Consider the following 14,716-nt stretch of genomic DNA (forward strand, 5'->3'; position numbering starts at 1 on the left):
TCCCCATGAACATTTGTGCCCCCTTCGCTGGCATCGTGCACTACCGGGTTGACCCCGGTACGCGGGTTGAAACCGGCACTATTGTGGCGACGATTGAGGCTGTGAAGTTGGACGCCCCATTACTGGCGCCAGGTCCGGGGATCGTTGGGCAGAAATTATGCGCGGACTATGCCGATGTCGAAGGCGGGCAAGCAGTGTTGACCCTAGAGGAAGGCTGACAGCACAGTGGGACAAACTCGAATCATTTCCGGTGTAGCCCGTGGACGCAAGATTAGCGTTCCGCCGCGTGGCACCCGGCCGACCTCTGATCGCGCGCGAGAGGGACTTTTTTCATCCCTTGCCGTTCGTTTTGGATTCGAAGGCCGCCGCGTACTCGACCTGTTTGCCGGTTCGGGGGCGCTAGGGCTGGAGGCCGCCTCACGCGGGGCGGAAGAGGTTGTTTTGGTAGATGAATCCCCGGCAGCCGTGGAAACCATCCGGCGCAATATCGAGGTCGTTGGTCACCCGCGCGTCAGCGTGGTGGAGATGAAAGCCTCGAGCTATGTGGCATCTGCACAGGCCGGCTACTTCGACATGGTTTTGGCTGATCCTCCATATGATCTCTCGGACGAGGCCGTCAACGAGATGGTGCGGGCGTTGCTTCCCTGTCTGAGGGACGGCGCCGCAGTGATCGTGGAACGGCACGTGGATTCCCCCAATACCGACTGGCCTGAATGCCTTATCCCTACCACCCAGAAGTTAAAGAAACGTACCTTTGGCATCGCACGCATGGACATGGCTGTGTTTGATGCGGAACTATACGCTCCCGCGAGCGGAGAGGAGTCCTAGTGCGCGTCGTATGCCCAGGCTCATTCGACCCTGTCACCATGGGGCACTTAGATGTGTTCGAACGAGCCGCACGGCAGTTTGAGCGCGTCACAGTGCTAGTGACGCACAACCCGAACAAGCAAGGGATGTTCACGGTCGAAGAACGCATGCAGCTCATAGAGCAGGCCGCCGCTGATCTAGACAACGTTGATGTTGATTCTTGGAGCGGGCTGCTGGTTGATTACACCACCAACCATGGGGTGAGCGTACTGGTTAAGGGTCTACGCAGCGGATTGGACTATGAATATGAGCTGCCCATGGCTCAGATGAACCACCGCATGACGGGCTTGGATACATTTTTCCTGCTCACTGATCCCAAATACGGCTACATTTCCTCCACGCTCAGCAAAGAAGTTGCTCGCTACGGTGGGGACACATCGGGGATTCTTCCACCGAACGTGGTTGAAGCGTTGAATAAGAAATTGGCTTAAGCGCCATGGCCCTCGCGTTGACAGTCGGGCTCGTGGTGGCTCTTGGCGCCGGTCTGCAGCGTGTTGCGGGCATGGGGCTCGGTCTGATTGCCGCAACAATCCTGTCCATAGTTATCGGCCCTGTTGAAGGCGTCATGATTGTCAATGTGCTGGCGGTCATCACAGCCTTCGGGACGGCGTGGGCTGCGCGCGCGGATATCGACTGGAGACATTTCGCGCTGATCGCGCCTGTGCTCGTGCTTGGTTCGATACCCGCGGCGTTATTAATCACTCGCATTGATAAATCCGGATTGCAGGTGCTCGTCGGGGTAACGCTGCTTATCGCTCTGACTACCGTGATGTTTGGACAACGTCATATTCCCCGCGTGCATTCACCTGTGTGGGCAGTCATCGCTGGCATCATCGGTGGTTTCACGAACACCTTGGCTGCCATCGCCGGCCCCGTGATCACCGTGTATGCTCAGGCATCTCGTTGGGACCACCATAAATTCGCAGCCACGTTGCAGCCCCTGTTCATTGTCACGGGTGCGGTGTCTGTTGCGACGAAAACCCGCTTTGGTGCCGGCAGCGTGGCGCACACAGCACCCAGCGTGTGGGTGGCTGGTGTCATCGGCTTGACTGCTGGACTCGTAGTGGGCGGTAAGGTGGCGCGCCGTGTGCCGCGGAAACGGGCCAGGCAGCTGGCGCTCAGTGTCGCATTCCTTGGTGCGATCGCTGCGCTGGTCCGTGGCCTAGTTGGCTAAAAAGCGCAACATAGAGCGGTGGGGATTTATCGTGGGGATGAGCCCTGCAGATTAGGGCAGTGGCTTAGAGCAGGTTAGATAGGAATTCACGGGTACGGTTGTGCTGGGGGTTGTCGATTACTTGCTGGGGCGTTCCGTGTTCGACGATGACGCCTCCGTCCATGAACGCAACCTGGTCGGCAACCTCCCTGGCGAAACCAATCTCGTGTGTCACCACGAGCATGGTCATGCCTTCACGCGCAAGGGAGCGCATGACCTGCAAAACCTCGCCGACCAATTCGGGGTCAAGCGCAGAGGTTGGCTCGTCAAAAAGCATCAGCTTAGGTTGCATAGCAACCGCCCGGGCAATAGCCACACGCTGCTGCTGACCGCCAGATAGCTGGACGGGGTAGGCGTCGGCCTTGTGCGCCAAACCAACTTGTTCAAGCAGCTCCATTGCGCGTTTTTTCGCCGTTGCCGGCGGCTGAGATTTAACGTGTACGGGCGCCTCAATGATGTTGTCCAGCACAGTGCGGTGGGGGAACAGGTTGAAGTTTTGGAACACCATGCCGATGTCGGCACGTTGGCGGGCGGCCTCCTTGGCGGAGATCTCATAGAGGACGCCGTCTTTTTCCTTGTAGCCGATGAGTTCGCCGTCTACATACAACCTGCCTGCATTGACTTGTTCAAGGTGGTTGACGCATCGCAGGAAAGTGGACTTGCCTGAGCCCGAAGGGCCGATGAGGCAGGTGACGCTACCGCGGGGGACTTGAAGGTCGATTCCTTTGAGGACTTCCAGGTGGCCGAAGCTCTTGCACACTTTCTGTGCATCGATCATGAGTTGTTGGTCAGTCATGGGAAGTCCTTAATTTTCGTCCGTGATGGTCACGTTTGCAGGTGGCTTACCTTCAGCATCGGCCAGCGCAGCCAGTTGGCGTGCAGTTAACTGCCGGGAAGCGCCCTTAGAGAAGAATCGTTCAAGGTAGTGCTGGCCGACCATCAGTAGCGAGGTGATGACCAGGTACCAGGTCGCGGCAACGAGAAGCATTGGAACCGGTAGGAAGAGGTTGTTAGCAATGTCCATCGAGCGCCCGTACAGCTCGAGGGTGTAGGGGATCGCCACGACCAGGGAGGTGGTTTTAAGCATGGAGATGAGCTCGTTGCCCGTCGGCGGGATGATGATGCGCATTGCTTGGGGCAGTACCGTGCGGCGCATGGTGAGCCACCAGCTCATGCCCAACGCTTTAGAGGCTTCAGTTTGGCCCTCGGGGACGGCTTGAATGCCGGCCCTGACGATTTCTGCCATATATGCGGATTCGTTGAGCCCCAAGCCGATAACAGCCAAGAAGAAGGCGTTTGAGAGCATAGTTTCGAGGCTGATCTGGGTGAAGCCAAGGTCTATGAATTTATAGATGTTGCTTAGCAGCCCCCAGAACACCAGCTGAACATAGACTGGGGTGCCGCGGAATACCCACAGATAGGCCAGGCTGACCGCGCGCAAAACGGGGTTGGGTGACATGCGCAGCACCGCCAAAATCGCGCCAAGGACCACACCGATGAGCATCGCAAGGACAGTGATTTCGAGGGTGTGTAGCGCGGCAATTGCGACGCGAGTGTCCAAAAGATACGCGAAATAGGTGTCCCAGTGGTATGCCTCGTTGGTGACGCTAGACCACACAAACTTTGTGGCAATCAGCAGGAGTATCGCAGCGGCGATCCAGCGCCCCGGATGATGGAGTTGCTTTGCCTCGATCGGCGCGGGGGTTGCGGGGGAAGAAGAGTGAGTAGCCATTATTGTCCGTTCATTACAGCTGTGTCGACGGCGCCGGCTTCGACGCCCCACATGGTCAGGATGCGTTGGTAGTCACCACTGTCGATAAGATGCTGCAAAGCAGCTTGCAGAGCCGGCCCCAAGTCAGAGCCCTTGGCTACCGGCCAGCCGTAGGGTGCTGCATCAAAAATCTCACCCGTTAGTTCGATAGCCCCATCGGAGCGTTCAACCGCCCATGCGGTCACCGGTGAGTCAGCGGAAAAAGCATCAGCCTTGCCAAGCACGAGTGCTGTAGCCGCAGCATCGGAAGAATCATAGGCAAGTTTTTTAATGGGTTGTTTACCGGCCTCCACGCACGCGTCTGATCGGGGAGTGATGTCGTCGGTATCGGAGACAGTGAGGCGCTGGACCGACACAGTCAGCCCACAGGCATCATCAGGATCAACCGGAGCCCCTGTCTGGGATGCCCACTGGATTCCAGCGTTGAGAAAATCAACAAAGTCGTACTGTTTGCGGCGTTCCTCATTATCGGTAAAACCCGATGCGCCGAAGTCCACGGATCCAGCCTGCACGGCGGGCAAAATCATGGAGAAATCTTGATCTTGGATGTTGAGTTCGAGGCCCATTACTGCGGCAGCAGCGCGGGCGAGGTCGATTTCGAAACCAATGATCTCACCAGCGGAATCCTTGAATTCGGCTGGTGCGAAAGGCGGATTGGTTCCGATGGTGATGGAGCCTTTATCCGCGATCTCTTGGGGCACGAGTGCCTGAACGTCAGCAACGGGGTCGGGGATGACAGGCTCCCACCCTTCTGGGTGCCCGCCCTCTTCATTGGTGACGCATCCCGCGAGCGCTAGTGCGCCAGCGAGCAGTGATGCGAGGGGAGCGAGCCCCCTGGGGCGAAGGATTTTCATGGTTGATGAGTCTAGTGAATCTGAAGCAAAGTTCATGTTTGTGTACCCCCGCTTAGGGCTTTCCGTGTGGTGTGCAGTGTGGAGCTGGTACTGCTTAGCCCGTCACATGCGCGTGGGTTTTTGGCCCTTAAATGGCCCCTAGACCCCAAAACAAGAAAAGAGCAACACTAAAAGTGCTGCTCAATGGTGCCCCAGGTGAGACTCGAACTCACACTGGACGGGTTTTGAATCCGTTGCCTCTGCCAATTGGGCTACTGGGGCGCGCTTGGATAGTTTAGCGCATGGTCAACATTGTTCAAATTTAAGTAGGATCGACGCCGTGACTTCCCCCAAACGACTGATGCTCATCGACGGCCACTCCATGGCTTTTCGCGCTTTTTATGCGCTGCCAGCGGAGAAATTTTCCACCTCTTCTGGCCAGTGCACGAATGCCGTCTACGGCTTTGTATCCATGCTTTCCAACCTGATTTCCAAGGAAAAGCCCACGCATATCGCCGCGGCCTTCGACGTTGGGCGCACAACGTTCCGCAGCGAAATGTTTCCGGAGTACAAGGCTCAGCGTGAAAGTGCGCCGGAAGAGTTCAAGGGGCAAGTGGGGCTGATCAAGGAGCTTCTCGAGACACTTGGTATCGCGACCCTTGAGAAAGAAAATTATGAGGCTGACGACATCATCGCTACCCTCGCCACCGAGGCTACCGCCGAAGGGGATTTTGAAACCCTTATCGTTACCGGCGACCGCGACTCTTTCCAACTAGTCAATAGTGCGACTACGGTTCTGTACCCGATGAAGGGCGTCAGCGTGTTGCACCGTTTCACCCCCGAGGCCGTGGAGGAGAAGTACGGCCTCACTCCACAGCAATACCCAGACTTTGCGGCGTTGCGGGGGGACCCTTCGGACAACATGCCGGGGATTCCCGGGGTTGGGGAAAAGACAGCGCAGAAGTGGATTGTTGGCTATGGCAGTCTCGCGCAGTTGCTCGAGCAGGCAGATTCAGTCAAAGGCAAAGTTGGTGAGAAGCTGCGGGAGCGGGTCGAGCAGGTCCGTCTCAACCGTGAGCTTACGGAAATGGTCAAGGACCTTGACCTGCCCTACAAGCCTGAAGATCTAGAGTTCCGCCAGGCCGACATCGTCGCGATCGCGGACGCCTTTGATTCTTTGGAATTCGGCAACCAACTGCGTCAACGTGTTCTGGCAACGCTTCCCAACCTGGGGTCCGATAACGATCAATCGCAGCAGATGCAGCCTTCCACGGGCACCGGCAACGCTAGCGCCGGCAGTGATGTCGATCTTTCCTCCGTCGAGGTCGCCGAACAACCTCTGGCGGAGTTCCTTGAAACCCCGGGCGGACGCGCCGTGGTGTGCGCGGGTAGTGCCAAGCCTGGTGACGGCGATTGCACAGCGTTAGCGATCGTGGATGCGGATTATCGCGGCGTCATTATTCGTACATCCGACATGTCTGAAAACGATGAGCGCGCCTTGGCTCAGTGGCTTGCAAGCGATCAGCCGAAGTTCTTCCACGGGGCGAAGGCCGCCTGGCACATGCTGCGCGGCCGTGGGTTCGACCTGGACGGCATTGCACACGACACCCTCTTAGCTGCCTACCTGTTGCTGCCCGGTCAGCGCACCTACGACCTGCACGATGTGTACCAGAGGCACACGAAGAAAACCCTAGATATCGAGCAGCCTTCTGGCCAAATGTCTTTGCTTGATGACGCCGCGGATGATTCTGCCGCACTGAAGTATCTGCTTCACGAGGCAGCGGCGGTGATGGAATTGTCAGCGGTGCTCACCCAGCAACTCCAAGAGATTGAATCCTTCGAGCTCTATGTCGACCTGGAGCTGCCACTGGTGCCAATCCTGGCGCAGATGGAGGCGGTGGGTATCGCTGTTGACATCGACAAACTGCAGGAGCTGAAAGACCATTTCCAGCTGAAAGTCAATGAAGCCCAGGACGCGGCGCGCGAACTAGCCGGGGATCCAAATTTGAACCTGTCCAGCCCCAAGCAGCTTCAGGTGGTGCTTTTCGACACGCTCGAGATGCCGAAAACTAAGAAGACCAAAACCGGATATTCCACGGCTGCGAAGGAAATCGAGGCGCTGGCCAAAAATCACCCGCACCCATTCCTCGATCAGCTCCTAGCCCATCGAGAAAACCAGAAGATGAAGACCACCCTGGAAGGGCTGATCAAGTGCGTAGCCGCTGACGGTCGCATCCACACTACGTACAAGCAGACGGTGACGTCCACGGGTCGTTTGTCTTCGACCGACCCGAACCTGCAGAACATCCCGGTCCGTACACCTGCGGGGCGTGAGATTCGCTCCGCGTTTGTGGTCGGGGATGGATACGAGACTTTGCTGACGGCTGACTATTCGCAGATCGAGATGCGCGTGATGGCGCACTTGTCGGAGGATGCAGGCCTCGTCGAGGCGTATCGTCAGGGCGAGGACCTACACAACTATGTGGGCTCCCGGGTGTTTGACGTGCCGGTGGAGGAAGTCACGCCGGAGTTGCGACGCAGGGTGAAAGCCATGTCTTACGGCCTGGTTTATGGCCTGTCTGCCTATGGGTTGTCCGGCCAGTTGGATATCACCCCGGGCGAGGCCAAATCGATCATGAATAACTACTTCAAGCGTTTCGGTGGGGTTAAGGCCTATTTGGACGGTGCGGTCACGCAGGCTCGCCAGTCTGGCTACACGGAAACGATGTTCGGGCGGCGTCGCTATCTGCCGGAGCTGGACAGTGATAACCGGGTCGTACGGGAAAACGCGGAGCGTGCCGCACTTAATGCGCCGATTCAGGGAACTGCAGCTGACATCATCAAGGTTGCGATGCTGCGTGTTGACGCCGCGTTGCGTGACGCAGGCGTGCGCAGCCGGGTGCTGCTGCAGGTACACGACGAGCTCGTTGTTGAGGTGGCGAAGGGCGAGCTGGATAAGGTGCGCAGGATCGTTGAGGATGAGATGGACAACGCCATCGAGCTAAGTGTTCCTTTGGAAGTCAGCAGTGGGCACGGTTCTAACTGGGACGAGGCGGCGCACTAGGCGGCATAAGCAGCGGGTATGTGCTATTGTTGATTCCGTGCGTCAGCTCGCGGTTTCGCAGCTTGGGTAAACACTAGGAAGGCCCGGCCGCGTCGCTAGCAGGAAAGCCTCTCGGCTTGGAATTATATCTTCCAGTTCAAGGGTGTTTTCTGACGTGCCTAATCTGTCCGTTTACAGACTTCCTAGGCCATTTTCGGAGCACTTTTACATATGCCCACAAATAACGTCCCTCAGGTAGCCATTAACGACATTGGCTCTGCTGAGGATTTCCTCGCCGCGGTCGACGCAACCATCAAGTACTTCAACGATGGTGACATCGTCGAAGGTACCGTCGTCAAGGTTGACCACGACGAAGTCCTTCTGGACATCGGATACAAGACCGAGGGTGTCATCCCCTCCCGCGAGCTGTCCATCAAGCACGATGTTGACCCCGGTGAAGTTGTTTCCGTCGGTGACGAAATCGACGCACTGGTCCTCACCAAGGAGGACAAGGACGGTCGCCTGATCCTGTCCAAGAAGCGCGCACAGTACGAGCGCGCATGGGGCGCCATCGAGGAGCTCAAGGAGAAGGACGAGCCCGTTACCGGTACCGTCATCGAGGTCGTCAAGGGCGGCCTGATCCTGGACATCGGCCTTCGCGGCTTCCTGCCTGCTTCCCTCGTCGAGATGCGTCGCGTTCGCGAGCTGGATCCGTACATCGGCCAGCAGATCGAAGCTAAGATCATCGAGCTGGACAAGAACCGCAACAACGTTGTTCTTTCCCGCCGCGCATGGCTCGAGCAGACCCAGTCTGAGGTTCGGTCTGAGTTCCTGCACCAGCTGCAGAAGGGCCAGGTCCGCAAGGGCGTCGTGTCCTCCATCGTCAACTTCGGTGCATTCGTTGACCTTGGCGGCGTTGACGGTCTCGTCCACGTCTCCGAGCTGTCCTGGAAGCACATTGATCACCCCTCTGAGGTTGTTGCAGTTGGCGACGAGGTCACCGTTGAGGTTCTCGACGTCGATCTCGACCGAGAGCGCGTGTCCCTGTCTCTGAAGGCCACCATGGAGGATCCGTGGCGCGTCTTCGCTCGCACTCACGCTGTGGGCCAGATTGTTCCGGGCAAGGTCACCAAGCTCGTTCCCTTCGGTGCGTTCGTTCGCGTTGAAGAGGGCATCGAGGGTCTTGTTCACATCTCCGAGCTGGCTGAGCGCCACGTTGAGGTTCCGGACCAGGTTGTTGCCGTTGGTGAAGAGGTCATGGTCAAGGTCATCGACATCGACCTCGAGCGTCGTCGCATCTCCCTGTCCCTCAAGCAGGCTGACGAGGACTACACCGAAGAGTTCGATCCCTCCAAGTACGGCATGGCTGACTCCTATGACGAGCAGGGTAACTACATCTTCCCCGAGGGCTTCGACCCCGAGACCAACGAGTGGCTGGAGGGCTTCGAGACCCAGCGCGCCGAGTGGGAAGCTCGTTACGCAGAGTCCGAGCGTCGTCACCAGCTCCACACTGCTCAGATCGAGAAGCACCGTGCTGCTGCCGCAGAAGCTGCAGAAGCCGGCGCAACCAACTACTCCTCCGAGACCTCTGAGGCAGCTCCGGCCGCAGAGGCTACCGAGACCGCTGGTTCCCTCGCATCTGACGAGCAGCTCGCTGCTCTCCGCGAGAAGCTCGCTGGTAACTAGTTACCAGTAGCTCTAGCTAGCACAAGCCGCCGGGCGCCATTAGCGCCCGGCGGCTTTTTCATACCCTCGTGCACGGATAACTAGATCAGTAGTAAATCTGCGCCTATGTTGTTTTTCACACTTATTTGGGGTCGTGTGGAGTATCGCTTAAGAAAAGCGCAGTAAGAAGCGTGCGATGTGGTTTATCACGGTCAGGTGTGTTGTTTTTGTATTTGTTTGCTTCTGTTTTGGGGCCATACACTGGGTGAGACCATTAATTGAGCACAACTTAGAAAGGTTCGCTCATGTCGACAAACACCGCGACCGTGTCACAGTTCATTCTGGACAAGGTCGGTGGCGCTGAGAATGTCACCAGTTTGACTCACTGCGCGACACGACTGCGCTTCCAACTGGCTGACCAATCAAAAGCCGATATTGAGGCACTCGACAGCAATGACGCCGTGATGGGCGTCGTCCCCCAGGGATCTACCGGCCTTCAGGTGATCATGGGTGGGGGAGTCGCCGAATACTACGCAGGCATCAAAGCATTGCCTGGTATGGCCGACTCTGATGCCAAGGCCGCATCCTCCAAGAAGGAATACGGTGGCGTTCGTGGAAAGTACTCATGGATCGATTACGGGTTCGAAGTTCTTTCCGACACGTTCCGCCCGATTCTGTGGGCTCTGCTGGGCGCCTCGCTGATTATCACCATGCTGGTCCTAGCAGACACTTTCGGTCTGCAGGACTTCCGCGCTGAGAACCAGCCGCCCACGTACCAATTCATGCACGCCATGTGGCGTTCGGTGTTCTACTTCCTGCCGATCATGGTGGGCGCTACCGCAGCTCGCAAGCTGGGCGCCAACGAATGGGTGGGTGCCGCCATCCCGGCTGCATTGCTCACGCCGGAATTCCTGAAGTTCTCTGATCCTGAATACGCCAAGGGCCTCGCAGACATCTCTGAGGTCGCCGGTAGGACGGTGTACACCTACCATGTCTTCGGGCTGCCGATGGTTATCAACGACTACGGCGGACAGGTTTTCCCACCGCTGATCGCTGCCGTCGCATTGTTCTTTGTGGAGAAGCTGTTTAAGAAGATTATTCCTTCTGCAGTGCACATGGTTTTCGTGCCCTTCTTCTCCCTGCTGGTGATGATCCCGGCTACCGCTTTCGTCTTTGGCCCCATCGGTATCGGCGTAGGTAACGGCATTTCTCACTTCCTCGAAGCAGTCAACAACTGGAACTCCTTTGTTCTTGCGATCATCATTCCGCTGCTGTACCCCTTCCTCGTTCCTCTGGGTCTGCACTGGCCGCTCAACGCCATCATGCTGCAGAACATCAACAGCCTCGGCTACGACTTCATCCAAGGCCCCATGGGTGCCTGGAACTTCGCCTGCTTCGGCGTCGTGACTGGTGTTTTCGTCATGTCTGTACGTGAGAAAAACACCACCATGCGCCAGGTTTCCCTAGGTGGCGCACTGGCCGGGCTCCTCGGTGGTATTTCCGAGCCTTCCCTCTACGGTGTGCTCTTGCGCTTCCGCCGCTCTTACCTCTCGTTGCTGCCGGGCTGTGCCCTAGGTGGCGCTGTGATGGGCTTCTTCAACGTCAAGGCGAGCGCGTTCGTGTTCACCTCCTTGCTGACCATTCCCGCGATGAGCCCGATGCTCGGCTACATGGTGGGCATTGCAGTTGCCTTCTTTACTTCTTTCTTCCTGGTTATCGCCCTGGATTACCGCACGAAGGACGAGAAGGCTGAGATCTTGGCGAAGCTTGCTGCAGAGCGCGGAAACGGTTCCGAGGCTGTCGCTGCCGAGGCCGCCGACGTTAATGAGGTCGTGGAGACCAGCGAACGTGTCGACGCTGCCGAGGACGCGGTCAATAATGGAGGCAACGTTGCCGCCGCAGCTGCTGGTGCTGGTGCAGCCACTGCGGTAGCTGCCAAGCCCGCGAAGCCCCTCAAACCCGCCATGCAGCCGGGTGCAGAGACCATTATTTCTTCCCCGATGGAGGGTACTTGCGTGCCCCTGTCAGAGGTTCCGGACGCTGGTTTCGCCTCGGGCGCCGTTGGCAAGGGTGTTGCCATTGAGCCGACTGGTGACAGCGTGTATGCCCCTGCAGATGGGGTTGTGGCGGTTGCTTTCCCCACCGGCCATGCAGTTGCACTGAAGCTGGATAGCGGTGTGGAGTTTCTGATGCACGTCGGCGTTGACACCGTCAACATGAAGGGCGATGGCTTCCAGCTGCACGTCAAGCAGAAGCAGCGTGTGTCGAAGGGGGACAAGCTGATCACTTTCGACCGCGAAAAGATCGCCGCAGCAGGTTACCCGGCGATTACTCCGGTTCTGGTGACCAACCACAAGAAGTTTGGTTCCGTTGAGGGCATGAACTTCGGCACCGCAGGTCTTGACACCGATGTTATTAAGGTGGACGCCAAGGACGCCTAAGCCACGGCTGAGCGCCTATGTTGTTAGCGCAGCGGCTCCGAAGATTCTTCTGAGCCGCTGCGCTTGTTTCTATCTGCTGCTTCGTATACCGGTGGCTGTGCTTTGCTAGGGTTGCTGCCATGTTGAAAGTTGGGCTCACCGGTGGGATAGGTAGCGGCAAGTCCACGGCCGCTGCGCAGCTGATCAAGCTGTTGGGTAATGACGCCGCGTTGGTTGACGCCGACCAGATCGCCCGGGACGTCATCACGCCTGCGCTGCCCGAATTGGTCCAAGCGTTCGGGCAGGGGATCCTCCAAGCAGACGGCAGTGTTAATAGGGGTGAACTTGCAGCACGGGCGTTCGTCGATCGTGAGCACACCGACATGCTCAACGCCATCATGCACCCCAAAATCAACAAGCTCACCGAGCGTCGATTCCAGCACGCTGCGGCGGAAGGCAAGCTCATCGTCCTCTATGACAATCCACTGTTGGTAGACATGAGCAAGCACAAGGACGTTGATGTAGTCATCGTGGTGGATGTGGATTCGCAAGAACGCGTCCGCAGGCTTGTGGCCCACCGGGGGCTTGATCCGGATGATGCTCGCCGCCGCATCGCCCAGCAGATCGACGACGACACTCGACGTGCCGCAGCCGATCTGATTATCGACAATAATGGGGGACTGGAGCAGCTCGAGCCACAGGTTGCGCGCATAGCTGACCAGCTACGCCAGCAAGCGCACACCACTCCAGCGACCGATTAGCCGGGCGCGTAGAATAGCCCGCATGGCCTTCGCTGCAGAAAACCCCAAGCTGTCCTATTCCGAGTACCGACCACTGGGCGAAGTAGAACGCAGCGATGCACGCTTTGAGGTCATTTCTGAGTATGAACCTGCAGGTGACCAGCCTGCAGCGATCAAAGAGTTGACCGAACGCATCAACCGTGGGGAGCGCGACGTCGTGCTCTTGGGCGCCACAGGTACTGGTAAATCTGCAACCGCTGCGTGGCTCATTGAACAGGTGCAGCGACCGACCCTCGTGTTGGCGCCGAACAAAACACTCGCGGCCCAATTGGCCAACGAACTTAAACAGCTGCTTCCGAATAACGCAGTCGAGTACTTCGTGAGCTACTACGACAACTACCAGCCGGAAGCCTACATCGCGCAGACGGACACCTACATCGAAAAGGACTCCTCCATCAACGAGGATGTGGAGCGTTTGCGGCACGCTGCGACCTCTGCGCTGTTGTCCCGACGCGACGTCGTTGTCGTTTCTTCTGTGTCGTGCATTTATGGTCTGGGCACCCCCCAGTCCTATTTGGATCGTTCCATCGTTGTGCGGGTGGGGGAGGAAATTGAACGCGACCGATTGCTGCGCCTGTTGGTCGATATCCAATATGGGCGCAATGACGTCGCGTTTACTCGCGGCACCTTCCGGGTCAAAGGTGACACGGTGGATATCATCCCCGCCTACGAAGATCTGGCCGTCAGGGTGGAGTTTTTCGGTGATGAGGTCGATGCGTTGTATTACATTCATCCTCTCACAGGCGATGTTATCCGGCAGGTTGACGAACTCCGCATTTTCCCTGCTACGCACTATGTTGCGGGTCCCGAACGGATGGAAAAAGCTGTCGCGGCGATCAAGGAGGAGCTTGCTGAGCGTCTTGACGACCTGGAGAATCGAGGCAAACTGCTGGAGGCTCAGCGGTTGCGTATGCGCACCGAGTATGACCTGGAGATGATCGAGCAGGTCGGTTTTTGCTCCGGTATCGAGAACTATTCCCGCCATATTGACGGGCGCGCCGCGGGCTCTGCACCAGCGACATTGATTGACTATTTCCCGGAAGACTTCCTCACAATTATCGACGAGTCACACGTTACGGTTCCACAAATCGGCGCGATGTTTGAGGGAGATGCCTCCCGCAAGCGCAACCTGGTCGATTTCGGTTTCCGCTTGCCAAGTGCCCTGGATAACCGCCCGCTGACGTGGGATGAGTTCGAATCCCGCAAAGGTCAGTGCGTTTACATGTCTGCAACGCCGGGTAATTACGAGGTGGCGGCTAGCGGGGGAGAGTTCGTCGAGCAAGTCATTCGCCCCACGGGCTTGGTCGATCCTGAGATCATTGTGCGCCCGACCAAGGGACAGATCGATGACTTGATCGGGGAGATCAACACCCGCGTCGAGCGAAAAGAACGCGTGCTGGTGACGACGCTGACCAAGAAAATGGCCGAAGACCTCACAGATTACTTCTTGGAACACGGCATCAAGGTTCGTTACTTGCACTCCGACATTGACACCCTGCAGCGTGTGGAATTGCTGCGGCAGTTGCGTTTGGGTGAGTACGACGTGCTGGTCGGTATCAACCTGTTGCGTGAGGGCCTTGACCTTCCCGAAGTATCCTTGGTCGCCATCCTTGATGCGGACAAGGAGGGCTTCCTGCGTTCAACCCGCTCGCTTATCCAGACGATCGGTCGTGCGGCACGTAACGTTTCTGGCCAGGTCATTATGTATGCCGACAAGATCACCGATTCCATGGAGCAGGCTATCGGGGAGACCGAACGCCGCCGAGCCAAGCAGTTGGCTTACAACAAAGAACATGGGATTGATCCCCAGCCGTTACGTAAGAAGATTGCCGATATTCTCGATGACGTCGCGGAGCTTGAAGCCAACACGACACCCGTGTCTGCAACACCCACGAGGGATATCAGTTCGATGCCTTCGGATCAGGTGCGTACGTTGATTGACGAATTGGGTGTGCAGATGAAGGAGGCTGCGCGGGAGCTCAAGTTTGAGCTTGCCGGACGGCTTCGTGACGAGATAGCTGACCTGCGTAAAGAGTTGCGGGCGCTCGAAGACACCGGTATGTAAGGCGGGTCGGGGTTGGCTCCGCTAGAGTAAGAGACAGTT

General features: G+C 57.6%; 12 protein-coding genes and 1 tRNA gene. 9 read left to right on the plus strand and 4 right to left on the minus strand.

All coding sequences use genetic code 11. The features are described from left to right. The first annotated feature begins 5 nt into the window (after positions 1-5). The 4 genes from CARG_RS04085 to CARG_RS04100 are packed head-to-tail and all read left to right on the plus strand — an operon-like array spanning position 6 to position 2,041. Positions 6-218, plus strand: coding sequence for an acetyl-CoA carboxylase biotin carboxyl carrier protein subunit (locus CARG_RS04085; protein WP_020976138.1), 213 nt, complete (start codon positions 6-8; stop codon positions 216-218). Positions 219-225: 7 nt separating this feature from the next. Beyond that, the gene (rsmD, locus tag CARG_RS04090) at positions 226-828 is read left to right on the plus strand and encodes a 16S rRNA (guanine(966)-N(2))-methyltransferase RsmD (protein WP_020976139.1); all 603 of its coding nucleotides are present in this window, start codon (positions 226-228) and stop codon (positions 826-828) included. Next, the gene (gene coaD / locus CARG_RS04095; RefSeq protein ID WP_020976140.1) at positions 828-1,298 is read left to right on the plus strand and encodes a pantetheine-phosphate adenylyltransferase; all 471 of its coding nucleotides are present in this window, start codon (positions 828-830) and stop codon (positions 1,296-1,298) included. The genes rsmD and coaD overlap by 1 nt, the downstream gene beginning before the upstream one ends. Before the next feature lie 5 nt (positions 1,299-1,303). Beyond that, a complete protein-coding gene (locus CARG_RS04100; RefSeq protein WP_020976141.1) occupies positions 1,304-2,041 on the plus strand; it encodes a sulfite exporter TauE/SafE family protein in 738 nt (245 codons plus the stop codon). A 64-nt stretch (positions 2,042-2,105) separates the two neighbouring features. On the opposite strand, the gene CARG_RS04105 is transcribed toward CARG_RS04100, so the two are convergent. The 4 genes from CARG_RS04105 to CARG_RS04120 all read right to left on the minus strand — a co-directional run bounded on the left by CARG_RS04105 (position 2,106) and on the right by CARG_RS04120 (position 4,966). Beyond that, a complete protein-coding gene (locus tag CARG_RS04105) occupies positions 2,106-2,876 on the minus strand; it encodes an amino acid ABC transporter ATP-binding protein (protein ID WP_020976142.1) in 771 nt (256 codons plus the stop codon). A 9-nt stretch (positions 2,877-2,885) separates the two neighbouring features. After that, positions 2,886-3,812: an amino acid ABC transporter permease gene (locus tag CARG_RS04110; protein ID WP_020976143.1), complete on the minus strand. Its 927-nt coding sequence runs from the start codon at positions 3,810-3,812 to the stop codon at positions 2,886-2,888. After that, on the minus strand, positions 3,812-4,705 hold the full coding sequence (locus tag CARG_RS04115) for an ABC transporter substrate-binding protein (protein WP_041747401.1): 894 nt from the start codon (positions 4,703-4,705) through the stop codon (positions 3,812-3,814). Before CARG_RS04115 ends, CARG_RS04110 begins: the two co-directional genes overlap by 1 nt. A 184-nt stretch (positions 4,706-4,889) precedes the next feature. Continuing rightward, positions 4,890-4,966, minus strand: a tRNA-Leu gene (locus CARG_RS04120). A gap of 79 nt (positions 4,967-5,045) precedes the next feature. Here CARG_RS04120 and polA point away from each other — a divergent pair. The 5 genes from polA to uvrB all read left to right on the plus strand — a co-directional run bounded on the left by polA (position 5,046) and on the right by uvrB (position 14,677). Next, positions 5,046-7,748, plus strand: a complete 2,703-nt coding sequence (polA, locus tag CARG_RS04125; RefSeq protein ID WP_041747402.1) for a DNA polymerase I — start codon at positions 5,046-5,048, stop codon at positions 7,746-7,748. Between the two features lie 210 nt (positions 7,749-7,958). After that, entirely contained in the window at positions 7,959-9,413 is a 1,455-nt protein-coding gene (gene rpsA, locus CARG_RS04130) for a 30S ribosomal protein S1 (protein ID WP_020976146.1), read from the plus strand. A 284-nt stretch (positions 9,414-9,697) separates the two neighbouring features. Next, a complete protein-coding gene (locus CARG_RS04135; protein ID WP_020976147.1) occupies positions 9,698-11,833 on the plus strand; it encodes a glucose PTS transporter subunit IIA in 2,136 nt (711 codons plus the stop codon). Between the two features lie 119 nt (positions 11,834-11,952). After that, complete coding sequence (coaE, locus tag CARG_RS04140; protein WP_020976148.1) at positions 11,953-12,573, plus strand: dephospho-CoA kinase; 621 nt, start codon at positions 11,953-11,955, stop codon at positions 12,571-12,573. A 22-nt stretch (positions 12,574-12,595) separates the two neighbouring features. Further along, positions 12,596-14,677, plus strand: a complete 2,082-nt coding sequence (gene uvrB, locus CARG_RS04145) for an excinuclease ABC subunit UvrB (protein WP_020976149.1) — start codon at positions 12,596-12,598, stop codon at positions 14,675-14,677. Positions 14,678-14,716 lie beyond the last annotated feature (39 nt).

It is taken from the genome of Corynebacterium argentoratense DSM 44202 (assembly GCF_000590555.1).
Taxonomy (GTDB): domain Bacteria; phylum Actinomycetota; class Actinomycetes; order Mycobacteriales; family Mycobacteriaceae; genus Corynebacterium; species Corynebacterium argentoratense.